The sequence below is a fragment of the Deinococcus proteolyticus MRP genome, assembly GCF_000190555.1.
GTDB lineage: Bacteria > Deinococcota > Deinococci > Deinococcales > Deinococcaceae > Deinococcus > Deinococcus proteolyticus.
Genome location: NC_015161.1, coordinates 1,615,457 through 1,641,095, shown reverse-complemented (window position 1 = coordinate 1,641,095; position 25,639 = coordinate 1,615,457). Strand labels below are relative to the sequence as shown.

Annotated in this window: 20 protein-coding genes; 9 read left to right on the top strand and 11 right to left on the bottom strand. The window is 67.9% G+C overall.

The annotated features are described in order from the left end of the window. The first annotated feature begins 73 nt into the window (after positions 1–73). Complete coding sequence (locus DEIPR_RS07795; protein ID WP_041222007.1) at positions 74–646, top strand: hypothetical protein; 573 nt, start codon at positions 74–76, stop codon at positions 644–646. A gap of 54 nt (positions 647–700) precedes the next feature. On the opposite strand, the gene DEIPR_RS07790 is transcribed toward DEIPR_RS07795, so the two are convergent. Continuing rightward, positions 701–1,294, bottom strand: a complete 594-nt coding sequence (locus tag DEIPR_RS07790) for a histidine phosphatase family protein (RefSeq protein ID WP_148231811.1) — start codon at positions 1,292–1,294, stop codon at positions 701–703. 111 nt (positions 1,295–1,405) lie between these two features. Beyond that, complete coding sequence (locus tag DEIPR_RS07785; protein ID WP_013615280.1) at positions 1,406–2,926, bottom strand: glycine--tRNA ligase; 1,521 nt, start codon at positions 2,924–2,926, stop codon at positions 1,406–1,408. Between the two features lie 408 nt (positions 2,927–3,334). On the opposite strand from DEIPR_RS07785, the gene DEIPR_RS07780 reads away from it, so the two are divergent. Further along, the gene (locus DEIPR_RS07780; RefSeq protein WP_013615279.1) at positions 3,335–3,886 is read left to right on the top strand and encodes a DUF6428 family protein; all 552 of its coding nucleotides are present in this window, start codon (positions 3,335–3,337) and stop codon (positions 3,884–3,886) included. A 60-nt stretch (positions 3,887–3,946) separates the two neighbouring features. On the opposite strand, the gene DEIPR_RS07775 is transcribed toward DEIPR_RS07780, so the two are convergent. Continuing rightward, positions 3,947–4,501, bottom strand: coding sequence for an AAA family ATPase (locus DEIPR_RS07775; protein ID WP_013615278.1), 555 nt, complete (start codon positions 4,499–4,501; stop codon positions 3,947–3,949). Positions 4,502–4,550: 49 nt separating this feature from the next. Between DEIPR_RS07775 and DEIPR_RS07770 the strand changes: the two genes are divergently transcribed. Beyond that, positions 4,551–5,756 (top strand): cytochrome P450, encoded by a 1,206-nt coding sequence (locus tag DEIPR_RS07770; RefSeq protein ID WP_013615277.1) that lies wholly within the window; start codon positions 4,551–4,553, stop codon positions 5,754–5,756. Between the two features lie 39 nt (positions 5,757–5,795). Here the strand turns inward: DEIPR_RS07770 and acs are convergent, their stop codons facing one another. The 3 genes from acs to aceB form a co-directional block, all read right to left on the bottom strand. Beyond that, positions 5,796–7,751, bottom strand: coding sequence for an acetate--CoA ligase (gene acs, locus DEIPR_RS07765; RefSeq protein ID WP_013615276.1), 1,956 nt, complete (start codon positions 7,749–7,751; stop codon positions 5,796–5,798). A 308-nt stretch (positions 7,752–8,059) separates the two neighbouring features. Further along, positions 8,060–9,379, bottom strand: a complete 1,320-nt coding sequence (gene aceA, locus DEIPR_RS07760; protein WP_013615275.1) for an isocitrate lyase — start codon at positions 9,377–9,379, stop codon at positions 8,060–8,062. Positions 9,380–9,460: 81 nt separating this feature from the next. Continuing rightward, complete coding sequence (gene aceB, locus DEIPR_RS07755) at positions 9,461–11,047, bottom strand: malate synthase A (RefSeq protein ID WP_013615274.1); 1,587 nt, start codon at positions 11,045–11,047, stop codon at positions 9,461–9,463. A 291-nt stretch (positions 11,048–11,338) separates the two neighbouring features. Between aceB and DEIPR_RS07750 the strand changes: the two genes are divergently transcribed. The 4 genes from DEIPR_RS07750 to DEIPR_RS07735 all read left to right on the top strand — a co-directional run bounded on the left by DEIPR_RS07750 (position 11,339) and on the right by DEIPR_RS07735 (position 16,740). Beyond that, complete coding sequence (locus tag DEIPR_RS07750; RefSeq protein ID WP_013615273.1) at positions 11,339–14,347, top strand: hypothetical protein; 3,009 nt, start codon at positions 11,339–11,341, stop codon at positions 14,345–14,347. Next, positions 14,344–15,546, top strand: coding sequence for an aminotransferase class V-fold PLP-dependent enzyme (locus DEIPR_RS07745; protein WP_013615272.1), 1,203 nt, complete (start codon positions 14,344–14,346; stop codon positions 15,544–15,546). Before DEIPR_RS07750 ends, DEIPR_RS07745 begins: the two co-directional genes overlap by 4 nt. Positions 15,547–15,583: 37 nt before the next feature. Then, complete coding sequence (locus DEIPR_RS07740; RefSeq protein WP_013615271.1) at positions 15,584–15,841, top strand: stage V sporulation protein S; 258 nt, start codon at positions 15,584–15,586, stop codon at positions 15,839–15,841. Positions 15,842–16,035: 194 nt separating this feature from the next. After that, positions 16,036–16,740: a zinc metallopeptidase gene (locus DEIPR_RS07735; RefSeq protein ID WP_013615270.1), complete on the top strand. Its 705-nt coding sequence runs from the start codon at positions 16,036–16,038 to the stop codon at positions 16,738–16,740. Positions 16,741–16,831: 91 nt separating this feature from the next. Here DEIPR_RS07735 and DEIPR_RS13945 read toward each other — a convergent pair whose 3' ends face one another. Continuing rightward, positions 16,832–17,146 carry a metal-sulfur cluster assembly factor gene (locus DEIPR_RS13945; RefSeq protein WP_041222757.1) on the bottom strand — a complete coding sequence of 105 codons (315 nt, stop codon included), beginning with the start codon at positions 17,144–17,146 and terminating at the stop codon, positions 16,832–16,834. A gap of 187 nt (positions 17,147–17,333) precedes the next feature. After that, on the bottom strand, positions 17,334–17,669 hold the full coding sequence (locus DEIPR_RS07725) for a rhodanese-like domain-containing protein (RefSeq protein WP_013615268.1): 336 nt from the start codon (positions 17,667–17,669) through the stop codon (positions 17,334–17,336). Positions 17,670–17,786: 117 nt separating this feature from the next. Between DEIPR_RS07725 and DEIPR_RS07720 the strand changes: the two genes are divergently transcribed. Then, complete coding sequence (locus DEIPR_RS07720; protein WP_013615267.1) at positions 17,787–18,092, top strand: rhodanese-like domain-containing protein; 306 nt, start codon at positions 17,787–17,789, stop codon at positions 18,090–18,092. Positions 18,093–18,196: 104 nt separating this feature from the next. Here DEIPR_RS07720 and DEIPR_RS07715 read toward each other — a convergent pair whose 3' ends face one another. The 3 genes from DEIPR_RS07715 to DEIPR_RS07705 form a co-directional block, all read right to left on the bottom strand. Further along, positions 18,197–20,185, bottom strand: a complete 1,989-nt coding sequence (locus tag DEIPR_RS07715; protein WP_013615266.1) for a M14 family zinc carboxypeptidase — start codon at positions 20,183–20,185, stop codon at positions 18,197–18,199. 268 nt (positions 20,186–20,453) lie between these two features. Continuing rightward, positions 20,454–21,698: an MFS transporter gene (locus DEIPR_RS07710; RefSeq protein WP_013615265.1), complete on the bottom strand. Its 1,245-nt coding sequence runs from the start codon at positions 21,696–21,698 to the stop codon at positions 20,454–20,456. A 114-nt stretch (positions 21,699–21,812) separates the two neighbouring features. Continuing rightward, on the bottom strand, positions 21,813–22,841 hold the full coding sequence (locus tag DEIPR_RS07705) for a nuclease-related domain-containing protein (RefSeq protein WP_013615264.1): 1,029 nt from the start codon (positions 22,839–22,841) through the stop codon (positions 21,813–21,815). Positions 22,842–22,916: 75 nt separating this feature from the next. Here DEIPR_RS07705 and DEIPR_RS07700 point away from each other — a divergent pair, with 75 nt between their 5' ends. Next, positions 22,917–25,556 carry a U32 family peptidase gene (locus DEIPR_RS07700; protein WP_013615263.1) on the top strand — a complete coding sequence of 880 codons (2,640 nt, stop codon included), beginning with the start codon at positions 22,917–22,919 and terminating at the stop codon, positions 25,554–25,556. Positions 25,557–25,639 lie beyond the last annotated feature (83 nt).

Here is a 25,639-nt window from a genome sequence, read left to right as displayed (position 1 = left end):
GCCCAAGCTTGACCCAAGTTACATTGTGTCAGTTCTCATGGATGGCGGTCAGGGCCTGTTCAGACTGGGACCCATGAAACACTTTGTATTTCCTACCGTGCAGCAGGCCGACGCTTTCGCCAACGAACTGAAGACCCAGGGCCTGGTGCGTGAAGACACCCGTCAGCACGCCTACACCCAGGGCCAGACCGAGGGCTTCGCTGGCCGCAGCACCGGCACCCAGTACACCACTGACCACTACGTCAGCGGCACCTACGACGCCGACCGTGACGGCAGCAGCGTGGGCGACGAAGCCCTGAAGGGCACCGCTGTGGGCGCTGCGACCGGTGCGGCTGCTGGCCTGGCCGGCGCCGCTCTGGCCGGCGCGACCGCTGCTACGGTTGCTACCGGCGGCCTGGCTGCTCCCCTGATCGGTCTGACCCTGCTGGGCAGTGGCGTGGGCGCCGCTGTGGGCGCAGCTGGTGAAGCTGCCCGCGAAGCCGACGACGCCGCTTACTACGACACCTACGACACCCACGATACCCACTACAGCACCCTGAGCGAAACCTACCAGGGCGGTGGCCGCGCCGTGGCTGTGGATGACAACGTGGACGCAGCTGCTGTGATGGCTGCTGCCCAGAAGCACGGCGGCCGTCAGGTCGGCTGATTCCAGCTTCTTTCCGAACTGAACTGGCATTGCCTGCGGGCACTGCCAGTTTTTCTATGGCGTGGGGCTGAGCAGGCCGGGCGTCCAGCGCTTCAGGCCGAGAAGCCGGCCGCCCGGCCACTCTACACTCAGGGTGTCCAGCAGCTGTTGCTGCTGCCACAGCGTGTAAGCATCCAGACCGGTGTTGGCGTGGGCGACATAGAGGCTGCGCACCGTGCCGTGCGTGACCACAGCCACGGAGCTTTGCAGGTGAACGGCCATCACCGCATGCAGGGCTGCCGTAAAGCGTTCACGGGCGATGTTCGCGCTTTCCTCACCGGAGACGACCTCGGCGGGGCACTGGAAGAATCGGCGCATTGCAGCCTGAAAGTCGCTGGGGTGCGAGTAAAGAGGCACCGTGTAACGCAGCTGCTCATGGAGGCCCAGCATGGTGCAGCAAGAAACCCCCAGCGCAGCTGCCAGTGCCTCTGCAGTGGCCTGCGCTTTGGGTTCTGTACTGCAAACGACCACTTCTGGGCGGGGAGACAGAGTCTCCAGCAGCGCGGGCAAGCCGTCCAGTGCACCGGGAGCCAAGTGCCACTCATGACTGGGCCTGGCCGGGTCAAGTGCAGGCTTGGCGTGGCGGACGAGATGGAGCGTGCGCGACATGCGGCCAGAGTAGAGCACCGAAGAAAGCCGCCTGCCAGGGCGGCCGACAAGCCCCCGCGTCCTGCGGGGACTGTGGGCCAGCCAGGGTAAGGGTAAGCGGCGGACAACCGTTCAGCGCAATTTGGCCTGAAGCCACGCTGCCAAGTCTGCAATCGCCACCCGCTCCTGCTCTAGCGTGTCACGGTTGCGGACGGTCACGGTGCCTTTCAGGGCGGCGTCCACGTTTTCGCCCAGGCCCGCCGTGTCGAAGTCCACGGTCACGCAGTAGGGCGTACCCACCTCGTCGTGGCGGCGGTACGCCTTGCCGATGTTGCCGCTGTCTTCCAGCAGGATGCGGCCCAGGCCCAATTTTTGCAGGTCGGCCTTGATGCGGCGGGCCAGGTCCACCAGTTCGGGTTTGTTGCGAGCCAGCGGAATCACGGCCACCTTGATGGGAGCCAAGTGGGGCTTGAGCTTGAGCACGGTGCGCTCGTTGCCGTTCTCCAGCGTTTCTTTGCAGTAGGCCTCGCTCAGCACGGCCAGCAGGGCGCGGTCCACCCCCGCCGAGGGCTCGATCACGAACGGCACCACCGGCTTGTTGGTCTCAGGGTGGGGGATGGTGAGCTTGGCGACCGAGTCGCTGTTTTCCATCACCTGGGCGGTCAGGCCCAGTTCCTCCTGGCCCTTGGTGTGGGAGCCCAGGTCGAAGTCGGTGCGGTTGGCGATGCCCTCAATCTCGTCGTGGCCGAGGGTGGGGAAGTCGTACATCAGGTCGTAGGTGCGCTTGGAGTAGTGGGCCAGGTCGTCCTTGGGCACGTCCTCCACGATGATTTTCTCGCGGGGTACGCCCTGCTCTTCCCACCAGGTCAGGCGCTTTTCCAGCCAGTGCGCGTGCCACTCCTCGTCGGTGCCGGGAGTGCAGAAGAACTCGATTTCCATCTGCTCCATCTCGCGCACGCGGAACACGAAGTTGCGGGGCGTGATTTCGTTGCGGAACGCTTTGCCGATTTGGGCAATGCCAAAGGGAAGGCGGCGGCTGGTGGAGTCCACCACGTTCTTGAAGTTCACGAAGATGCCCTGGGCAGTCTCGGGGCGCAGGTAGCCGAAGGAATCCTCGTCGGCCACCGGACCGATGGAGGTCTTGAACATCATGTTGAACGGTCTGGGTTCGGTCCACTCGCCCACTTCGCCGCTAAAGGCGTCGCGGACGCCGGCTTCCACCAGCAACTCGGCGGCGCGGGCGGGGTTTTCCATCAGCCGCGCCGACACGGCGGCGATGTTCTCGGGAGCTTCGTTCACCCCGGCGGCGACTTTGGCCAGCACGTCCGCCTTCTGGTCCTTGATCAGGTGGTCCAGGCGGTAGCGCTTCTTGGTCTTCTTGTTGTCCACCATGGGGTCGTTGAAGGTGGCTTCGTGGCCCGAGTGGCGCAGCGCCAGCCGGTGCATGATGATGGAGGCGTCCAGGCCTTCCATGTCGTCGCGCTCGTGGACATTGGCACGCCACCAAGCGTTCTTGATATTGTTCTTGAGTTCTACGCCCAGAGGGCCGTAATCGTAAAAGCCTTGCAGGCCGCCGTAAATCTCGGAGCTCTGAAAAATAAAGCCCCGGCGTTTGCACAGGCTGACCAGTTCTTCCATCGTTTGTGCGGGCATGGTGTGGCTCCTTTGGGGTGTGGGCTGAGCGCCCTAAAAGTTCTGGGCTCTCAGGCCAAAACATTGTCCCGGACGAGTCGCCTGGGAAAGGCTCACTCATCCGGGGACGCACGGGACACATGCGCGGTTCCACCCCAGTTCCAGACACTCGCTGGCACTTTTTTTGCGTTTTTACCGGCTCCCCGCTGCCCTTCCCGCGTGCCCTAACCCTCTGCCTGACTCACACCGTCTCAGACTCGCTCTTAGGTGGCACTCCCGCGGTACTCCTTCGGTTCACTGCCTGCGGCCATTGTGGCGCGGCAGACGGGCAGGGGTCAAGGCGACCTGTGAGCGTGCCCGAACAGACAAGAACAGAGAGATTCCGAAAACTCATTGACACATCTCTATCTATCAATCTAAGATAAACCTATGACTCAACCAGCCTCCAGCTTCCCGGCTTCTGTTCAGAGCCTCAGCACCGCCGAATTTTTGGACGCCCTGCGCGTGCAGCCGCAGCGCCCGCTGGAATTCTGGCTGCATGGCGAGCGGCTGGTACCGGCGGGCTATCACCTCACCGAAATCAGTGCCGTCAGCACCGAGGCGGTGGACTGCGGCGGGCGGGTGGACCGCTGGCGCGAGACCGTCTTTCAGGTGATGGACGGCACGCCCGAAGAAGCGGAGCGCGGATTCATGACCACCCGCAAGGCGCTGGCGATTTATGACCGGGTGGCCGGTAAAATCACGCTGGACACCTCGGCTCCGGTGCGCTTTGAGTATGGCGACCTGGCCCGCCCCGCTGTGCGCTACGGTGTGGAGCGGCTGGAGCTGAGCGGCGAGCGGCTGACCGTGCACCTGAGTCTGCCGGGCGTGCAGTGCAAGGCAGGCGACGTGTGCGGCCTACCTGCAGGCTTGGTGACAGCCGGCGGTGAGCTGATGGTGATGAATGCTGACACCTGTGAGCCGGGCGGGGGCTGCTGCTAGCGCGCCATTGAGAACGACCTAATCCCTGCGAATGCTGCGGAGGCCCACCCTCAGCCTGTGCTAGCGCCTCTGGAGAGCCGAACTTGTGTCCGGTTGCAGCGTCAGGCCAAAATGCTCCGCTATGGCCTCTACAACAGCCGTGTGGGTCAGCCCGTCCGTGTGGAGGTGATCAGCAGGGTCTAGGGCCAGCAATCCAGCCAGACAGCGCTCCATTTGCCTGGCTCCCCAGCTGCCTGAACCTTCACCGCGTGAGCGCAGTCGCCGCCGCAAGGTTTCCGGCGAGGCCAGCAGGGCCGCGTGCCGAACCTCTATGCCACTTTGCCGCAGCTCCCCCATGGTCTCCGCGAAGTAGGCCGGGTTGACCAGGGTCATAGGGACGTTCACCGGGCTGCTGCCGTGTAGGGCGCAGCGGGTCAGCAGTTCACGGGTGCCGGAACGCCACAGGGGAACGTCCTGAAAGTCACCGCGCAGCTGGGGCGGGGTCATGCGCCGCACTGCAAAGCCCAGTTGCTCGGGTTCGCACACGAACGAACCCGGCAGGCGCTGGGCCAGAGCGTAGGCGGCCTGCGTCTTGCCCACACCGAAGAGGCCATTGATCCAGAAGACGGGGTGCATGGAGGCGAGGCAGCCTTTTGCTCACCCGCTCACGTGCCATGCTGCCGGCATGACCGACCACCGCCTGCTGGCTACCGTGCAGACCCTCTGGAGCGGCGCGGCACTGGCCGACCCGTATCCGCTTTACCGGCGGCTGCACGGCTTTGCTGATCAGAGCGGCCTGCTGCGTGTGCCCGAACTGGGGCTGAACCTGGCCGTGTCACATGCGGCGGTGGACACGGTGCTGCGCTCACCGCACGCCCGCTCGTCGGAGTGGGGAGTCAGCCACAGCGACGGGGCGCAGCTGCTGCAGCACATGATGCTGTTTCAGAACGGCGCGGAACATGCCCGGCTGCGCGGCCTGGTTCAAAAAGCGTTTACGCCGCGTGTGGTCGAGGAGCAGCGGGGGCTGGTGCGGGAGCTGCTGCAAGAGCTGCTGGCCGACCTGGCATGCCAGCCGGGGCCGGTGAACCTGGTGTCGGGGCTGTCGGGCCCGCTGCCGGGCCGGGTGATTATGCGGATGCTGGGGCTGAGCGGCGCAGATGAGGAACGCTTCTTGGGCTGGTCGGACAGCGTGGCCGAACTATTGGGCGGCGCCGACCGTTCGCCGGCCCTGCTGGCCCGCATCGACGCCGACGCCCGCGAGATGCGCGGTTATTTCCGCGACCTGGCCGCCGAGCTGCGTGCGCGGCCCCAGCCGGGGCTGCTGTCGGCCCTGGCCGCCGCCGAGGACGGAGGGGAGCGCCTCAGCAGCGAGGAACTGCTGTCCAATGCCGTGCTGCTGCTGACGGCGGGGCATGAAACCACCTCCAACCTGATTCCGGGCGGCCTGCTGGCGCTGCACGCCCAGCCGGACGCCTGGGCTGCGCTGGTGGCTGACCCCCGCCAGCCGGGCGTGGCCGACGAACTGCTGCGCTTCGTGTCGCCGGTGCAGTTCGATGGGCGGAGTCTGGCGGCGCCGCTGCAACTGGGCGAGACCACCCTGCCTGCCGGCAGTCAGGTGCAGCTGCTGCTGGGCGCCGCTGGCCGTGACCCGCAGGTGTTCGCAGACCCGGACCGGTTGGACTGGACCCGCCCCAACGCCGCCCGCCACCTTGCCTTTGCGGCCGGGCCGCACTACTGCCTGGGGGCCAGCCTGGCCCGGCTGGAAATCACGGAAACCTTCGCCGCGCTGGCCGGACGCTTTCCGGAGCTGCGCGTGACCGACCCCCGCCCGCCTTACAAGCAGAATTACGTGCTGCGGGGACCACAGGAGCTGTGGGTGGCCCTGCACTGAAGGCGTGAAAAGCCCCCTCTCGGGTGGGGGGGCTCAGGTTCACTGCACCGGCGTCTCGGCCAGCCGCTTTAGCACGCCGGGGTCGTCCAGGGTGGAGGTGTCGCCCTCAATGGTCCTGCCAGCCGCAATCTGGCGCAGGAAGCGGCGCATGATCTTGCCGCTGCGGGTCTTGGGCAGGGCCGGGGCCACCACGATGTGGTCGGGGCGGGCCACCTTGCCCAGCTGCCGGCTGACATAGGCGCGCAGCTCGGCAGCGTCGGGGGTTTCGCCCTCCTGCGGCAGCACAAAGGCAAAGATGCTCTCGCCCTTCATCTCGTCGGGCCGGCCTACCACGGCAGCTTCGGCCACCTGCGGGTGTGCCACCAGGGCCGACTCCACTTCGGCGGTGCTGAGGCGGTGGCCGGATACGTTCAGCACGTCGTCCACCCGGCCTAGCACGGTCACATAGCCGTCTTCGGAGCGGCGGGCCCCGTCGCCGGCGAAGTACACGCCCTCAATTTCGCCGTAGTAGCTGCGGCGAAAGCGCTCGTCGTCGCCGTATACGGTCCGCAGCATGGAGGGCCAGGGCTGACGGATGGTCAGGAAGCCGCCCTCGTCTGCCGGCAGCTCCTCGCCCTGCTGGTTCAGGATGGCCGGGACAATACCGAACATGGGCACTCCGGCTGTGCCCGGTTCCGCGGCGTGAACGCCCGGCAGCGTGGTCAGCATGACGGCCCCGGTTTCGGTCTGCCACCAGGTGTCCACCACCGGGCAGCGGTCCCCGCCGATGACCCGGCGGTACCAGTGCCAGGCCTGCGGGTTGATCGGTTCGCCCACGCTGCCCAGCAAGCGCAGGCTGCTCAGGTCGTACTGCGCGGGCGTTTCGTCGCCGTGGCGCATGAACGAGCGGATGGCGGTGGGCGCGGTGTACAGCACGGTGATGCGGTGGCGCTCCACCATGTCCCAGAAGCGGCCCCAGTCGGGGTGGTTGTGGGCGCCCTCGTACATGAAGATGCTCTGGCCCAGCAGCAGCGGCCCGTAGGTGGAGTAGCTGTGCCCGGTAATCCAGCCCACGTCGGCCGTGCACCAGAACAGGTCGCTGTCCTTGAGGTCGAAGATGGCGTGGGTGGTCAGCGCCACGTTCACCATGTAGCCGCCCGTGGTGTGCAGGATGCCCTTGGGTTTGCCGGTGCTGCCGGAGGTGTACAGCAAGAACAGTGGATGTTCGCTGTCCACGGGAACGGCTTCCTGGGTGTCCTCCCCGCGTGCCTCGTGCCACCAGTGGTCGCGGCCCGGCTGCATGGGAATGTTTTGTCCGGCGTGCTGCACCACCAGCACCCCGCGTACCGGCTGACCCTGGGCCGCAGCCAGCCGCGCGGCTTCGTCCACTGCGGGCTTGAGCGGCACCAGCTCACCCTTGCGCCACCCTCCGTCGGCCGTAATCACGAACTCGCTGCCCGAGGCCATCAGGCGATCGGCAACCGCGCCGGCCGCAAAGCCGCCGAACACCACCGAGTGCGGCGCCCCGATGCGGGCGCAGGCCAGCATGCTGATGGTGGCTTCGGGAATCATGGGCAGGTAGATGGTGACCCGGTCACCTTTTTTCACGCCTAGCCGGGTCAGCGCGGCGGCCGTGCGGGCCACCTCCTCAAGCAGCTGCGCGTAGGAGTACTCGCGCACGTCGCCGCCTTCACCTTCCCAGACCAGTGCCCGCTTGTCCCCGCGCCCGGCCTCCACATGCCGGTCCAGCGCGTTGTAGGACAGGTTGGTTTCGCCGCCTACAAACCAGCGGGCAAAGGGGGGCTGCCAGTCCAGCACCTGCGTATAGGGCGTAAACCAGTGAAAGTCCCGTGCGCGGGCGTCCCAGAAGGTGTCCGGGCTCTCCACCGATTCGCGGTACCACTCGCGGTACTGCTCCGCAGTCACGTTGGCCTGCTGCGCGAAGGCTTCGGGAACCGGGATGCGGGCCTCCGTAGCCATGATGTGCTCGATGCCGCCCTGTTGGGAATGGGTCATGCCGACCTCCTTTTTGCTAGTTTTGGGGTGCATTTAGCTTAGCGCATGTTCGGCCTGAGCAGAGAATTCTAAACACCTGTCTTGTAACGGCCCACGGAACAGGGCGGGGTATGCCGCAGAAAAAGCCCCCTTGGACGGGGGCCTTTTTTATGGAAAGTGGTGGGCGCCGGAGCCTGCCTTGCTGCGCGGCATGGGGCGAAAAGCGCTTGTCGCAGAATGCTGGGTAGTGGCGTGCGGCGCGTATGTTCTGTGACCTCTGCTGGGCGGGTTCACCGCTGGAAGTCGGCGGTTGAACCCCCCGGCCGGTTTCAGTCGTGCGCCCCTGCCAGTTCCCGGTCATGGCTGCCGAACTGCTCGGCTTCGGTGCTGCCGGCCAGGGCGGTGGTGCTGCTCTGACCGCCGCCGGCGGCCTGGGAGACCAGGTCGAAGTAGCCGGTGCCCACTTCGCGCTGGTGGCGCACGGCGGTAAAGCCACGGTCGGCGGAAGCGAACTCCTTTTCCTGCAGTTCCACGAAGGCGCTCATCTGCTTGCGGGCGTAGCCGTGGGCCAGGTCGAACATGGAGTAATTCAGCGCGTGGAAGCCGGCCAGGGTGATGAACTGGAACTTGTAGCCCATCCGGCCCAGTTCGACCTGGAACTTGGCGATGGTCTCGTCGTCCAGGTTCTTTTTCCAGTTGAACGAAGGCGAGCAGTTGTAGGCCAGCAGCTTGCCGGGGAACTGCGCGTGGACGGCCTCGGCAAACCGCTTGGCGTCTTCCAGGTTGGGGGTGCTGGTTTCGCACCAGATGACGTCGGCGTAGGGTGCGTAGGCCAGGGCGCGGCTGATGGCCTGCTCGATGCCGGGGTTCACGTAGAAGAAGCCTTCCGGGGTGCGCTCGCCGGTGCAAAAGGGCCGGTCGTTCTCGTCGATGTCGCTGGTCAGCAGATTGGCGGCGTCGGCGTCGGTGCGGGCAATCAGCACGGTGGGCACGCCGCTTACGTCAGCGGCCAGGCGGGCGGCGTTCAGGGTGCGGATGAATTGAGAGGTGGGCACCAGCACCTTGCCGCCCAGGTGACCGCACTTCTTCTCGGAAGCGAGCTGGTCTTCGAAGTGAACGCCGGCGGCGCCCGCTTCAATCATGGCCTTCATCAGCTCGAAGGCGTTCAGGGGGCCACCGAAGCCTGCCTCAGCGTCGGCCACGATGGGCACAAAGTAGTCGGTGTCGCCCTGGCCCTCGCTGGTCTGAATCTGGTCGGCGCGGCGCAAGGTGTTGTTGATGCGCCTGACCACGTCCGGCACCGAGCTGGCGGGGTAGAGGCTCTGGTCGGGGTACATCTGCCCGGCGTTGTTGGCGTCGCCGGCCACCTGCCAGCCCGAGAGATAGATGGCCTTGAGGCCCGCTTTGACCTGCTGCATGGCCTGGTTGCCGGTCAGGGCGCCCAGCGCGTTGATAAAGGGCTCGGTGTGCATGCCCTGCCACAGCTTCTCTGCGCCGCTGCGGGCCAGCGAATGCTCGATAGGCAGGCTGCCGCGCAGCCGCACCACGTCCTCGGCGGAGTAGTTGCGCTGGATGCCCTGCCAGCGGTCGGCGGTGGCCCATTCCTGCTGCAGGTCGGCGGCGGTCGTGGTGAACTTGTTCTGGGTCATGTCGGGGCTCCTTTTCGGGGTTTCCGGGGTGATGGGGTAGAGAGGGAGGGGCTGGCAAGGCGGGTGGGACGAAAGAGGTGGTCAGGCCAGGCGCCGGTAGCCGGGCAGGGTCAGGAAGTCCCCGAAGTGCTCTTGAAGCACCAGCTCCCGCAGCAGCTCGGCGGCTTCGGCCAGCCGGCCGGCGCGCTCCGGCTGCTCGGCGCTCAGGCGGCGGGTGTGCGCGTCTATCAGGTCTCCGAGGTGCTCAGCCGTGACCGGCGTGCCCTCGGTGGTCTGCTGGCCGTGGCGGCGCCACTGCCACAGCTGCGCCCGGCTGATTTCGGCGGTGGCCGCGTCTTCCATCAGGCCGTGAATCGGCACTGCGCCGCGGCCGTCCAGCCAGGCGGCGATGTACTGCAGGCTCACGTCCACGTTGGTGTTCACGCCTGCGTCGGTGATGTCGCCCGGCGGCGGGGTGAGCAGGTCGGCGGCGGTGACATGCAGGTCCCGCTGCTTGTCCGAGTCAATCTGGTTGGGCGCGGGCATCAGCCGGTCGAAGACCTCGGTTGCCAGGGCCACCATGCCGGGGTGGGCGACCCAGGTGCCGTCGTGGCCGTTGACCGCCTCGCGCTCCTTGTCGAGGCGCACCTGCTCAAAGGCCGCCGCATTCCTGGCCTCGTCGCCCTTGACTGGAATAAATGCACTCATGCCCCCGATGGCTGGAGCGCCGCGCCTGTGGCAGGTCTGGATGGCCAGCCTGGAGTAGTTCTGCATCATCGGGGTCGCCATGCTGACGGCGGCGCGGTCGGGCAGAATCTTGTCGCTGCGGCTGCGGAACTTCTTGATAAAGCTGAAGATGTAGTCCCAGCGCCCGCAGTTCAGCCCGGCCGAGTGTCCGCGCAGTTCGTAGAGGATTTCGTCCATCTCGAAGGCGGCGGTGATGGTCTCGATCAGCACCGTGGCGCGGATGGTGCCGCTGTCCAGGCCTAGGTGCTCCTCGGTGAAGGTGAACACGTCGTTCCACCAGCGCGCTTCGAGGTGGCTTTCCAGCTTGGGAAGGTAAAAGTACAGCCCTGTGCCCTGCGCTGCACGTTCGTGCGCGTTGTGCAGCGTGTACAGCCCGAAGTCGAACAGACTGCCGCTGAGGGGCTCGCCGTCCAGAGCAGCGTGCTTCTCGTCCAGGTGCAGCCCACGGGGGCGCACCATCAGGGTGGCGGTGGTGGCGTTCAGGCGGTAGGTCTTGCCGCCCTGCTCCAGTTGGATGTCGCCGCGGTTGGCGTCCATCAGGTTGACCTGGCCTTCCAGGCAGTTGGCCCAGGTGGGGCTGCTCGCGTCCTCGAAGTCGGCCATGAAGGCCCTCGCGCCGCTGTTCAGCGCGTTGATGACCATCTTGCGGTCCACCGGGCCAGTGATTTCCACCCGGCGGTCTTGCAGGTCGGCAGGCAGCGGGCGAATGCGCCAGTCCCCGGCGCGGACGCCGGCGGTATGCGGCAGAAAGTCCGGCAGTTCGCCGGCGTCCAGCCGCTGCTGACGGTCCTCGCGGGCCTGCAGCAGTTCGCGGCGGCGGGCGCCGAAGCGGCGGTGCAGCTCGCTCAGGAACTCCAGCGCCTGCGGGGTCAGCACCTGCTCTGCCTGCGGATGGGGCTGAAAGCGGATGTGGCCGGTGGCCTGGCGGGCGGTCTGTGTCAAGTTGCTCTCCTTTCCCCGGGCGCCCTGCTGCCCGGTCCTTCTCAGGTCCGCAGTGTGCCCGGCGCCCCAGTGCGGCTGGGCGGTGTAAGTTCGGGGCCTGGGAGTACACCGGGCGCAGGCCTACACCGGGGCGCTGGGGGCAGAACGGGCGCTGCGTAGGCGGCGCTGCGGTAGAGCTGACACCCTGTCAGGCGTGCAGCAGGGCGGGCTTCGGGGGCGGGACGCAAGCGGTGTACTTTTTTGCAAAATGTTCCGCCTCCCGGTAAACCGCCCAGGGCGTACAATCCCGCCATGACCCGCTCTGCCCCCGCGTCCTGGTCCGAGGCGCTGACTCGCCTGCGTGCGGCGCTGCCTGCCCAGCGTGAGGGCGGGCATCAGGTGGGCAGCCTGCGCTGGCTGGAAAAGGAGATAGAGCGCCGGGGCGGGCGCGGAGCCACGGTCCGCAACATCATCTACCGCGACCTGGGCACCGCCGAGGACAAGCGCCGACTGGCTGCGCTGCTGGACGACCTGGCGCGGGGGGCGGGCATGGACCTGACCCTGCCGGACGCGCCGGACCGGGCTGCCGACAGTGCGCCGCACCTGAGCCTGGGCAAGCGCCGGCTGTACCGCCGGTTTCTGGCCGAAGTGCGCCGGGGCAAGCGGGCCCGCATGCTGCTGGTGGCGCAGCCGGGCGCCGGCAAGACCATCTTGCTGGACACCGCCGCGCAGGCCCTGCCCGGCAGCCTGCGCCTGCGGCTGGAAGGCGAATTCGCGCCGGCGCTGGAGCGGCTGGCAGCGGCGCTGGAGCTGCCCGCCGGGCTGGTGCCGCACTGGACCGGCCGGCTGGACCCGCGTGCCCCGTTCGCCGTCAGCGGCGAGATTCAGCGCGAACTGAGCCGCCAGCTGGTCATGGCCCTGGCGGCCAGCGAGGCCCCGGCGCTGCTGCTGCGGGCCGGGACGCACGGCACCCTGGGCGGCGAACCGCTGCGGCTGCCGGGCGGCGCGCTGGCCTCGCCCGCGGCTTGGACCTGGCACCACCTGCTGCTGCCGCTGGCCGAGCAGGGACTGCCGATTCTGGCTGCCCTGAGCGACGCGCAGGACCTGCCGGCCGACCTGGGCGTGTACGGCGAAGCCCAGCCGCTGCCCCGGCCCTCGCTGGCGGACGCCCGCAAATTCGTGCGCGCCAAGCTGCCGCACCTGCCCCCGCCGGAAGTGGAGCGCGTGGTGCGGCAGTCGGGCCGCGACTACGACGTGCTCAGCCTGCTGACCCTGCTGGCCGGCGTGGGGGCGCCCGGCGCCGACAGTGCAGCGGACGACACCCTGCCCCCGCTCAGCGACGCGGCGCTGCTGGATTTCCTGGCCGCGCTGGACGTGACCTTTTCCGCCGAGTACCCTGAAGCCAACCTGGAGTTTTTCGGGGCGGTGCTGGGAGGGCCGCTGGAGGAGCGCCGCGAACTGGAACGCGCCTTCTTGGAGGGTGCCGGTGAAGGCCGGGTGCGGCCCACCCGCCCCGACCTGGCCCCGCGGTTGCTGGCACGGCAGGGAGACGCCTACTCGCTGCGTGAGCGTCAGGCCACCTTCGCCCGGCGGGCGGTGCGGGCAGCCCGGGCCCAGGGCGACCCTGCCCGCGCCCTGCACCATGCCCTGCGCGGCGAACTGTGGGACGAGGTGCTGGACCTGCCTGCCACCGGCACGGCCCTGGAAACGGCCTGGCAAGCCGCGCAGACGCAAGCGGTGCCCGCCGAAGTGGCCGAGGTGCTAGCCCGGCAGCTGGCCGCCGAGTATGCCCAGCGCGGCAGCTACGGGCATCCGGCCATGCAGGCGGCGCTGGAGCTGCTGGCCGCCTCGGCAGACGCGGACGCCCGCGCCTGGGCCGCCGTCAAGCGCGCCGAGGCCCTGATAGACGGCGGCCACTACGCGCAGGCCGCCCGGCTGCTGGCTGGGCCGTCCGGCCACGACCCCCTGACCTGCGCCGAGCGGGCGCTGTCGCAGGCGGCGGTGGCCCGCTGGGAAGGGCAGCTGGACCTGGCGCTCTCACATCTGGACAAGGCCGACGCCGCGCTGCAAGGAGCGCGGGCAGGGGGAGACGCGGCCGGAGCGGCGGCCACGCCGGCCGGACGGGGCGCAGCGGCGCTGGCGGTCAAGGCACGGCTGTGGCGAGCGCTGTGCAGCAAGGACCGGGGCGATTGGGCGGCGGGGCTGCCGCTGCTGCGTTCGCTGCGCGCCGATCCGGACGCCGCGCCGCTGCAGCAGGCCCGCGCTGCCTACCAGCTGGGCGACGCGCTGTCGCGTCTGGGGCAGCAGGGTCAGGCGGAAATGGCCCTGTCACAGGCTGCTCACGTCCTGAGAGCGTCTCAGGCCGCACCGGAAGAGGAGGCCCGCGCCTGGGCCCGCCTGGGCACCGTGCGGCGGCGGCGGGGGGACCTGGCCGGCGCTGAAGTTGCGCTGGACCAGGCGGCCGCGCTGGCTCCCGACGCCTTTACTCTGGCCCGCATCCGCTCGGAAGCGGTGCCGCTGTACGTGGCTCAGGGCCGCTACGACCGCGCCCTGGCCGCCGGGCACCAAGCCTGGGAGGTCTTCGCGCGGGCAGGTTCCGAGCGTCCCTCGGAGACGCTGTACCGCCGCCTGCGCGCCGAGTGCCGTCTGGCACTGGTGTACCTGGCGCGGGGGGTCGGGCAGCCCTACCGCCCGCCTTTCAGCGGGGCCACGCACGACTGCGCCGACCTGCACCACGCCCGCACCCTGCTGCGAAGGGTGCAGGCCGACATTCCGCCCGGCACGGAGGAACGCCTCACCTCTTTGCGGCTGGACACGGCGCTGGCGCTGGCCCTGAGCACCCCGCCCGGCCCGGAAGCGCGGGCTCACGCTCAGGCGGCCGTGCGCGGCGCGGCCCACCCCTACCAGGCGGCGCAGGCCTGGCTGGGGCTGGCCGAAACCGAGCTGCGCTGCGGGCAGCCCGATGCAGCGCTGGCCGAGCTGAACCGCGCCCACCTCGCCGCCCGCCTGAGTGCCCGGCTGGCCGGCGCGGCCGAGTGGGACGAACCCGCCCTCGACACCTGGTTGGCCGCGCTGGAGTTCGCCGCCAGTCTGGACGCCGCCCCGGCGCTGGCCTGGGACGGGCTGAACCTGGCGCTGGCCCGCCCCGCCCTGCAGCGCTTTCACCCCGAGCTGGCCGGCTGGGCCGCGGGCGGCCTGAGCGCACGCGGCAAGCATGCCCAGGCCGCCCGGCTGGGCCAGCACCCACTGCTTACCCCGGCCGACGCTGCCATGCTGGGCTGCCGGCCCTCCACCTTTTCTTGCCCGAAGGAGACCCCATGACTGACCCTGCCACACCGACGCCTTCAGCGCCCCAACAGTCAGCTGTCCAGCACCCACCACCTGCGCCTTCCCATCCCTGTCCCGACCCCGGTGGCCTGCAGGAATTCTCGGTGGTCTACACCGACCGCGCCCTCAACCACATGTCGCAGGCGTTTCAGGGCGTGATGCGTGACCTGTCGGCCGACCTGAAGGCGGTGTACGGCGCAGACGCGGTGGCCGTCATTCCCGGCTCGGGGACATCGGGCATGGAGGCGGTGGTTGCCCAGCTGGCCCAGGACGCCCACTGCCTGGTGATTCGCAGCGGCTGGTTCAGCTACCGCTGGACGCAGATTTTTGAGCGCAGTCGCCTGCCGGCCGCCGTGACCGTGTTGCAGGCCCGTCCTCAGGTTGCACAGGGTGTGCAGCAGCTCTACGCCCCGGTGCCCATCAAGGAGGCGGTGGAAACCATTCGGCGCGAGCGGCCGGCGCTGGTCTTCGCGCCGCATGTCGAAACGTCGGCGGGGCTGATTTTGCCGGACAGCTATATCCGGGCGCTGGCCGGCGCCGCGCACGAGGTGGGCGGCCTGCTGGTGATAGACGCCATCGCTTCAGGCTGCGTGTGGCTGGACATGCGCGAGCTGGGCATCGACATCCTGATTTCGGCCCCGCAAAAGGGCTGGAGCAGCACGCCGTGCGCCGGTCTGGTGATGCTGAGCGGGGCTGCCCGCGCCCGCGTGGAAGCCACCGAATCGGTCAGCTTCAGCCTGGACCTGAAAAAGTGGCTGAGCATCATGGGCGCTTACGAGACGGGTGGGCACGCTTATCACGCCACCATGCCTACCGACGGTCTGCGCCAGCTGCGCGGCACGGTCCGCGAGATGCGGGAGTTCGGGCTAGACCGGGCCCAGGCCGCGCAGTGGGAACTGGGCCGGCAGGTGCGCCAGCTGCTGGAAGAGGCCGGTTTTCCCAGCGTGGCGGCCCCCGGCTTCCAGGCGCCCGGCGTGGTGGTCTGCTACACGGACCGGGAGGACATCCGCACTGGGCGGGCCTTTGCCCAGGCCGGGCTGCAGATTGCGGCGGGCGTGCCGCTGCAGTGCGGCGAGGGCGAGGATTTTTCCACCTTCCGCACCGGGCTGTTCGGCCTGGACAAACTGCGCGACGTGCCCGGCACTGTGGCCCGCTTCCGTCAGGGCCTGAGCCAGGTGCTGGCCGCCCGGTGAGTCATCCGTCAGACCCAGCTGGCATAGTGGGGGAGTGATGCAGCTTAAGGTCGCTTCCCATTCCGCGCCCAAGGCGCTGGCCGGTGCGGTCTCCGGCCTGCTGCGCGAGACCCCGCAGGTGGAACTCCAAGCAGTAGGGCCGCAGGCGGTCAATCAGGCGGTCAAGGCGCTGGCCATCGCACGCGGCTACCTTGAAGGCGACGGAATTGACCTGATTGTGCAGCCTGCTTTCGCCCCGGCGCAGCAGGGCGGCGTGCAGATGTTGTTGCTGGTCACCGCCATTCGCCGGCTCTGAGCAGGCGGCCACGCCTGGGGCGGCCTTTCTTTACCCAGGCCTTACATACGGCCGCTAGAATGCAACCATCCGCAATCATGGGACGTATTGCAGGTTGTGGGGATACGGCGGACCCGCTTGTTCGACACTGACCCGCCGCAGACCGAAGATTTTGCTGGCCCAGCCCGGCCGGCTACGAATGAGGAGAACGACTGATGGACCCGATGATGTATAGCACTGGCGGTGGCAGCTCCTACATGCCCCTGATTCTGGGCTTGATGGTGCTGTCGTTTGTGGTGCAGTTCTGGCTGAAAAACGTGTACGGCAAGTGGATGAACGTGCAGAACAGCTCCGGCCTGACCGGCGCCGAAATTGCCCGCCGCATGCTCGACGACGCCGGCTTGCAGCACGTACCGGTCAAAATGACCCCCGGTGAACTGAGCGACCACTACGACCCCATCAAGGACGAGGTGTACCTCAGCGAAGCCAACTTCCGCCTGCCCAGCGTGGCGGGTGCCGCCGTGGCCGCGCACGAGGTGGGCCACGCCATTCAGGACAAAATCAGCATGCCGGCCCTGGTGGCCCGCGGCAAGATGGCCGTGCCCCTGAGCATTGGCAGCAACCTGGCCCCGTGGATGGTGCTGGCCGGCCTGTTCCTGAGCATTCCGCCGCTGGTCTGGGTGGGTGTGGTTCTGTTCGGCGGCGCGCTGCTGTTCCACCTGATTACCCTGCCGGTGGAGTTCGATGCCAGCCGCCGTGCCCTGGCCTACCTGCGCTCCAACGGCATCGTGAGTGGTGGCGCTGAGAGCAACGGTGCCCAGAAGGTGCTGACCGCCGCCGCGCTGACCTACGTGCTGGCCTTTGCGATGGCCCTGGCGCAGTTCCTGCACTTCCTGGGTCTGGCCCGCAGCAACGACTGAGCCGCGAAAATCAGAACCGAGGAGGGCGGCCGGGATTCAGTTCCCGGCCGCCCTCGCTCCATTTCCTATGCCTAGGTCCCTGCGGCCAGGCTCAGACGTTGAAACCGAACATCCGCATCTGGCGCTTGCCGTCTTCGGTCATCATTTCCATGGTCCAGGGCGGCGTCCAGACGAACTCGACGCTCACTTCGGTCACGCCGTCCAGGCGGCCCACGGCCATCTCGGCGTCGGCGCGAATCAGATCCTGCACCGGGCAGCCCACGCTGGTCAGGGTCATGGTGACTTCCACACGCCCTGAAGGCATGATTTCTACGTCGTAGATCAGGCCCAGGTCCACCACGTTGACCGGGATTTCCGGGTCCTTGACGATTTTGAGGGCTTCGAGCACCTGCTCTTTGGTGGGCAGGTCGGCGCCGGCCGCCTGCGCCGCGTCAGTGCTGGCCGGTCCAGTCGTGACTGCGTTGGCCGTGGCTGCGTTGGCCGGGGCGGGGTCGGTCGCAGCCGGGGCAGGGGAAGCCGCCTGGCTGCCGCCGGCGGTGGCGCTGGCCGGAATCTGGTCAATCGGGGGTTTGGGGGTGCGGTCGTCCATTGCCTTATTCTCCGCTTCCGGGGCGCAGGTGGGGCAGGTCTTGCGCCACCCAGTCGTTGGTGCCGCCCGTCAGGTTGTGCAGGCGGGTTTCGTCGTAGCCGTTCTGAGCCAGGAACTGCGCCGCTTGCATGGAGCGTGCGCCGCTGCGGCAAATCAGCACCGTCTGGGGGCCCTGGGGAATCTCGTGGTAGCGCTCCGCGAACTGGCTGAGGGGAATATTCACCGCTCCCTCGGCGTGAACATCCGCGAACTCGTCCGGCTCGCGCACGTCAATCAGCTGGTAGTCGTTGCCGGCCAGCCGCTGGTGGGCGTCGGCAGGATTCATTTCTCCGATAGGCATGCACCCAGCATAGTGGAAGCCGCCCGGAGAAAATGTAGGGCCCCTAAGGCCGCCGCGTGGCGCGTGCCATTGCCTGCCTGGAAGCTGCGGGGCAGCGCTGAGGCTACACTCTGAAGCATGTCCCTGCCCGACCCCGAGGCCACCCTGATAGACCTGCGCCCCCAGGAACTGCGCTTTGCCGAGCCGCTGGAACGTCTGCTGCCGGGGCGCCGCGTGCAGGCCGTGACTCTGGCCGCCATCGAACAGGGCCAGCATGGCCTGAGCGCGGCCGACGGGCCTGCCGTGGTGCTGTGCGAACGGGGCGTGCGTTCCCCGCTGGCCGCCCGCTTTTTGCAGGCCGATGGCCTCAGCGCCGAAGCGTATCCCGGTGGCGTGCCGGCCCTGAAGCGGGCGCTGCTGGCCCAGGCCGCGCCGCAGGAATAGCGGGGCAGGGGAAGGCCGTTCAGGACACGGAAAAGTGTTCAGGGAACAGGCGAGGAGGCGCCCGGGGATGAACCGTCCCGGCCGCCCCACATCAGAAGAAAACCTTAGCGCTGCTCGGTCAGGGTGTAGCTGCCGCTGCCGCTGTAGGCGTACACCTGCCAGCGGTAGGTGCCGCTTGCCGCTGCATAGGTGATGCTTTCGCTGGACGTTTCCAGTTCGCTGCGGGCCACCGTGGTCCAGCTGCCGCCGCTGAGTTTCTGCAGGTACAGGTCAAAGTCGGTGCCGCTGGGGCCGCTCAGCTGGCCGCGCAGGGTGCCGCCGGTGGAGCTGAACCCGCCCGTGCCCGGCTGGTACGAGCTGGTGCCGCTGCTGACGGTGCCGGTGTAGGTGTTGCCGGCGGGCGGCGTGGGCGCAGGGCTGGTGCCGCCCACATCCAGGAACACGGCGCTGACCGGCCCGGTGTTGCCGCCCGAATCGGTGCCGCGCATGTAGATAAGGTGGCGGCCCTGGCTCAGGCCAGCCGTGTTGACAGAAGCGCGCACCGCTTCACTGGTGGAACCAAACGACCCGTCGGCGGCGGTCATGGGAATAGCGGTGCCGCCGGCCCAGGGCGGGGTGTCGATAAAGTATTCGGCGCTGCGAATGCCCTGTGCGCTGGCGCCCACCGCCTGGGTATCGGTCACGGTGGCGCTCAGGGTGGTGCCGCTGAGCGCCACGTTCACAGTGTCGGGGCCGCCGGCCAGCTGGTAGGGGGCGCGGGCCACCTTGGCGGCGTACATCAGCGCGTTCAGGTTGCGCGGCAGGATGTCGCTGGTGAACCGGCTGCAGTTCTCGAAAAAGGCGTCTCCCAGCTCGAAGGTGAACGCGGCCACGCCCAGGGTGCCGTACAGGTACTCGTCGGTGCTGCCCGAGGTGGGATACAGACCGATGGCCTGCATAGGGTCGTGCCCGTTGTAGTAGGAGAATTTGCGGCCCAGGTTCTCCAGCGCGGCGCCGTTGGCCGGGCTCTGCTGCACCGAGCCCCAGGGCCACAGGTTCAGCCGCGAGTACGAGTGAATGTCGATGTAGATGCCGGCAGTGTCCAGCGGTGCGGCGGCGTCCAGGCTGTCCGAGCGGCGGTCGGGGAAGTTGGCCTTCATCAGGTTCTGCAGGGCCTGGGTTTCGGCTTCGCTGCCGGCGCTGGGGCCCCTGAAGGTTTCGTTGCAGGGGTCTGCACTGGAGCCGCCGGTGTTCCAGCGGACCGCGAAATTGCGGTTGAGGTCCACGCCCGGCTTGGAGGTAGGGCAAAAGCGGGTGTTCACATTCTTGCGCCACAGCTGGCCCTGCTCGGCCTTGGCGCGGCCGTCGGGGTTGGTCATCAGAATCAGGTGGAATTCCTGGCTGTCCAGCATCCAAGTGATGTCCGGGTCTACGCCGTAGCCGGCCACCAGCCGCTCGGCAAAGCGCAGGTTCAGCTCGGCGGTGGCGTACTCGCGGGCGTGCAGCGCCGAGTTGAACATCACCTTCGGCTTGGTGCCGCCGACCGATTTGTTGGTCAGCACCAGTTCATAGATGGGGTTGCCGTTCGCCGTCTGTCCAAAGGAGCGCCAGGTCGCCAGGTTGGGATACCGCTGCACGATGCTCTGCGCGGCGGCGTAGGTTTCCTGCACGGTGCGGAAGCACGGATACTGCCCGCTGATGGCCTGGGCGCCCAGGCCCTCTCCGCGTGCCAGGGCCGACTGCTGCTCGGTCAGCTGCTCGTCGATGCTGACCCGGAACCCCAGCTGCTCGCCGCTGGCCCGCAGCTGCTCGAACTGCTCCTGGGTCACGGCCAGGGTCAGGAACTTCTGCTCGCGGTTGAACTCCCACGGCTCGAAGCTGATGGCCACCTTGAAGGCGTCCTCGATATCGGTGTAGTCCACCCGCGCGAACACTTCACCGCTCGGACTGCGGTCAAACGCCGCACACTCCGCTTCGGTGGCCGGTGTACGGGCCGGGGCTGCGGCAGGCTCCTGGGCCGGGGAACCGGTCGCAGGTGCGGGTGCGGTGCTGGAGCAGGCAGACAGCGTCAGGCCAGCGGTCAGCAGGCTGACCATTCCAAACATCTTTTTCATATTTTCCCCCCCCATCCACAGCCGCGAGCCAGTTCCCGGATTCCGGACGCTCGGTAACGGTTGGCTGTGTTTGAGGTGTTTAGTTTAGGACTCTCGGTGGCCCGTCATGATGAGGATAGAGGGGGCAGCCGCGCACGGTTGATAAGGAACGCGCTCCATTCCGTAACATTCCGCCGGGAGCGCTCCGTGTTCCCTGGCGGAGCGGCTTTGCAAACCCGGTTGACCGGGCTGCGTCGTTTGATTTGAAGCGGTGGAGCTGCACTGCGTCTCAGGCGTCGCGCCGCAGCGAGCCGCAGGCCCACCAGCCCAGCGCGTACAGCACGGCGCTGCTCACGAACAGGGGCTGGTAGCCGTAGCGGTCGGCCACCAGTCCGCCCAGCACCGGGGCGAAGAGGGCCACGCCCACCAACGTGTTCAGCGTGCCGATATAGCGGCTGCGCTGGCCTTCGGGCGAGATGTTCAGCAGGTGGTTGGTGTTGCCGAGGTTGAAGCCCTGGAGCGCCACGCTGGCCAGCACGAAGACCAGGCCGTAGGCGGCGGGTGACCAGCCGAAGTGCCCGGCCAGCAGGGCCGTGACCGGGGCCAGGGCCGCAAAACTGGCCGCATAGCGCAGGATTCGCCGCGAACCCTTGCGCTCGGCCACCCACTGCCAGCCCACGTTGCTCAGCGGTGCGGCCGCCGTGGTCGCCATCACGAAGGTGCCCAGCGAGGCTGCCGGGAAGTCCAGCTCGCGCAGAGCGTACACCGCGTAAAAGGGTTCGCTGACTGCCGCAAAAGCCAGCAGCAGCCGCACGTTCAGAAAAGCCCGCAGCGAGGGGTCGGCCAGCGACTGCGGAATGGAGCGCAGTTCTTCGCGGAAATCGCCGGGGGGCAGCGGCTGGTCGGCCGGTTCTTCTACCCGGCCGAACACGGCGTAGCCGGCCGTGAACGCCACCGTGCCCAGCAGGAAAATCAGGGCGTAGTTGTAGGGAAAGCCCAGCTCCGAGCCCAGAATCCAGCGCACCGCCAGCCCCGAGACGAAAGCCAGCAGGCCGCCGTACAGGTTGCGGGTGCCGAAAAACCAGGCGCGGCGCTGCGGCGGCACCGTCTTGCTGACGATTTCCAGCCAGGGGAGGCCCGACACGCCTGAAGCCAGCGCGTTGACCAGCATGGCCAACAGAAACACGGTCAGGCACAGCGCGGGCCAGTCGGTCAGGAAGGCGGCGCAGGCCACCATCAGCAGATAGGTGACGGTGCGCACCGTGGCCGCTGAGCGGTACAGCGGCATCTTGTGCGTCAGGGGCCGCGCCCGCGAAGCGATATACAGCTGCGGCAGCATCCAGCCGCCCTGCGCGATGGCCGGCAGCAGCCCGATGATGGCGTTCGGCGCTCCCAGCTTGGCCGCGAAACCTGCCATTACGATGGCCACACTCATAAAGCCCTCGCCCAGCAGCACCAGCCAGCCGTTCAGCACGCCCAGACGCTCGTTGGGGGTCCAGTTCTGCCAGGGCGGAGTGGGGGCGCGGCGCGGCATGGGGGGCATTATGCGCCCAGAACTCTGACGGGTTGATGGGGCGCGCCTGCTGGCAGCCTGGGTGACGGCCGCGCCGCAGCCCGCCGCCGTTCAGGTGTCAGGTGCCCGTGCCGCTCAGGGGTTGGTAAAAAAGTGCTCCGAGGTGCCGCAGCCTGGGCATTCGCCGTAAAACCGCTGGCCCTGCTTGCGGGTCTTGAGCAGCGCCCCGCACTGCGGGCAGGTGCGGCGAATAGCGGTGTTGCCCTGGCAGTCGGCGCACTTGAAGTAGTAGCTGTGTTTGTAGAGGATGCTCAGGCGTTTGCTGCCGCACTTGCCGCACTGGGGCACTTGGGATGGCTCACCGGATACCTTGGGAGACGGCCCCTGGGCCTGGGATGGCGAAGGCTGCGGAACTGCCGGCTGAACTTTGGCTGTAGGGCGAGTGGATGAAGCCGCCGGCTGCCTCGAACCGCCTGCACTGGCCAGCTCTTTCCGTGCACTTTCGGTGCCGTGGGCCAGCAGAAAGTCGCGGGTTTTCGCGAAGTCGGCTTCTGGCAGCGTCAGTCCCCTGTTCAGCGACTCGCGGCCCAGGTGGAAGACCGAAGCCAGCTTGCGGTGATGGTCTATCAGCTCCCGCACGCGGCCGGGAATCTGGTCGGCCTTCTTGACCTGCGCGGCGATGTGCGGCAACTCACGCTCGTAGTGGACCAGGCCGTCATCACTAATGGCGACCAGCACATCGACCGGCAGGGCTCCGAAACCACCTTGCAGTAGGCCGAAAGCGAGGCGGCTACGCAGCGTTTCCGCGTTGGCATCCAGCAGCTTATGCAGCAGCTCTCCCTGGCGGCGGGCTTGCAGCAAAGGCGAAGGTATGCCGGTCCAGTTGCCTTCCCATTGCCGTGCCCACTCCTCACGGGCGTTGATGTTCACGGCGCTGGTCACGCTTTTGCTCTCCACGATAATCAGGCCCGCACGGTGAAAAATAAGGTGGTCCAGCTGCGCGTGTTCGCCGCCGTGGTGCAGATGCAGGTCATGAAACACCAGCACCTCGGGCGTCTGTCCGAAAGCTCGTCGCAGGTAAAACGCCATCTGACGTTCGGCCCGTTCGCCGGCCTTTTCTCTGGGAGTGCCGCTTGCCCTGCCCTGTCTCTCCTTGACAATCATCTCCTGCCAATGTAGCGGTCACAACGGTGGCGGGTCTGCTATTTTGTCCACCCAACCCCGCTAAACTGGTCTGCTATGCCTACGCCTGCTGCCGTGCCCACCCCGCTGACCCGTAAGCCCGAAGTGATGGCCCCCGCCGGGGGACGTGCGCAGATTCGGGCGGCGATAGAGGCAGGCGCGGACGCTGTGTTTTTCGGGGTCAACCCGCCCGAAGCCGAGGCGCGGCAGGGCGGAGCGGGCTTTCATGCGCGGGCCAAGGTGGGGATTGCCAGCGAGGAACTGCCGGAAGTGATGCGCGAACTGCATGCACGCGGGGTGCTGGGCTTCGTGACCTTTAACATCCTGGTGTTCGACCGTGAACTGCGCCGCGCCGAAAGAAGCCTGATGGCGCTGGCCGAGGCGGGCGTGGACGCCATCATCGTGCAGGACCATGGGGTGGCGCGGCTGGCACACGACATCTGCCCGGACCTGCACATCCACGGCTCGACCCAGATGAGCATCACCTCGGCCGAGGGTGCCGAGCTGGCCCGCCGCTTCGGGGCGAACCGGGTGGTGCTGGGCCGCGAGCTGTCGCTGGCCGACATCGAGCGCATTCGCCGCCAGACGGATATGGAGCTGGAAACTTTCGTGCACGGGGCCCTGTGCGTGAGCTACTCGGGCCAGTGCTTTTCTTCCGAGGCGTGGGGTGGCCGCTCGGCCAACCGGGGGCAGTGTGCCCAGGCGTGCCGCCTGCCCTACGACATGTTCGTGGACGGCGAGTACCGCGACCTGGGCGACGCCCGTTACCTGCTGTCGCCCGGCGACCTCTACACCCTGCACCAGGTGCCGGAGCTGGTGCGGATTGGGGTGGACTGCCTGAAAATCGAGGGCCGCTACAAGGACGCCGAGTTCGTGGCGTTGACCACGGCCGCCTACCGAAAGGCGGTGGACGAAGCCTGGGCCGGGCTGCCCCTGTCCGTGACGCCGCAAGAAGAACAGGACCTGGAACAGATCTACTCGCGGGGGCTGGGGCCGCACTTTATGACCGGCACCAACCATCAGGCGGTGGTGCGGGGCCGGGCACCCCGGCACCGTGGGGTACAGGTGGGCACCGTACGCGGCGTGACCGAGCGCGGCGTGCTGGTGGAGCTGGAGCGTGCCGTGAAGCCTGGTGACGGCCTGGTGTTCGACCCCGCCAACTGGCGCAAGCCCGAGGGCCGCGAGGAAGGCGGGTTCGTGTATGGGCTGTGGCAGGGCGGCGTGCAGGTGGAAGCCGGCAACGTGCGCCCAGGCCAGGTGTACGAGCTGCGATTCGGGCGCGGCGCGGTGGACCCTGGCCGCGTGCGTGCGGGCGACCCGGTGTGGCGCACCCAGGACCCCACGCTGAACAGCCGCCTGAAACCCCTGACCGACGCCGCCGACCCGGTGTACACCCGCCCGGTGGCCGCGCAGTTCGTGGGCCGCCTGGGCGAAGTGCCTGCCCTGACCCTGACCGACGAAGAAGGCCGCAGCGTGACTGTGCAGGGAGACACGCCGCTGGGAGAAGCCCGCAGCCGCGCCCTGGACGCAGCGGCCCTGCGCGAACAGCTGGGCAAACTGGGCGGCACCGGCTACCACCTGGGAGACTTCCGCGCCGAGCTGACCGCCCCGGAAGGAGTGGGCCTGTTCCTGCCGCTGGGGGCGCTGAATGCCCTGCGCCGCGCAGCCGTGAGCGCCCTGACCGAACTGCGCGGGCGGGCGCCGGAGCGGCAGGTGGTGCCGCAGTTGGACGGAGCATTGCAGGCCAGTGTCCAGTCCAGCCGGGTGCCGACCGCAGAGACACCCGCACCGCAGCTGCACGTGCTGGTCCGCACGCCCGAGCAGCTGGACGCCGCCCTGGCAGAGCGCCCCGATTCCATCACGCTGGACTATCTGGAGCTGTACGGCCTCAAGCCCAGCGTGGAGCGTGTCCGGGCCGCCGGCATTCCCGTGCGGGTCGCCAGTCCGCGCATCCTCAAGCCCACCGAGCAGAACCTGCAAAAGTTCCTGCTGAGCCTGAACGCAGATATTCTGGTGCGCTCGGGCGGACTGCTTGAAGGCTTGCAGGCGGCCTTGCCCTCCCTTGCAGGAGAGGCGTCCCACAGGGGTAGAGGGGTTGACCTGACCGGAGATTTTTCCCTCAACGCCGCCAACGTCCTGACCACCCGCGCCCTGCTGGACCTGGGCCTCAGCCGCATGACCCCTACCCACGACCTGAACGCGCAGCAGGTGGCCGAGCTGGCTGGGCTGGCAGGGCCGGAAACCCTGGAAGCCATCGCCTACCAGCACCTGCCGGTCTTTCACACTGAGCACTGCGTGTTCTGCCGTTTTCTGTCGGACGGCACCAACTACACCAACTGCGGCCACCCCTGCGAGTCGCACCGGGTGGCCCTGCGCGACGAGCGCGGCGTGCAGCACCCGGTGATGGCTGATGTGGGCTGCCGCAACACCGTGTTCGAGGGCCGCCCGCAGGTGGCCGGCATGCACCTGGACGACTGGCAGGCAGCGGGCATTCGGCACTTCCGGCTGGAATTCGTTCACGAGACGCCGGAGCAGGTGCGTGCAGTCATTGCCCGGCACCGCGAGTATCTGGCCGGGCAGCTGAGCAGCGCCGAGCTGGAAGAGGCGCTTGAGGAAAGCGGTGACCAGGGCGTGACCGAGGGCAGCCTGTTCGTGCCGCGTGACTTCGGCCTGCTGGACGAACTGCCGATGGTGTGAGTGCGTGTCAGTGGCGCTCTATGCCGTGTGGGCGGCGCCGCTGTTCAGTTGCCCAGCCCAGCCGCCCCCGCCAGCAGGGCCAG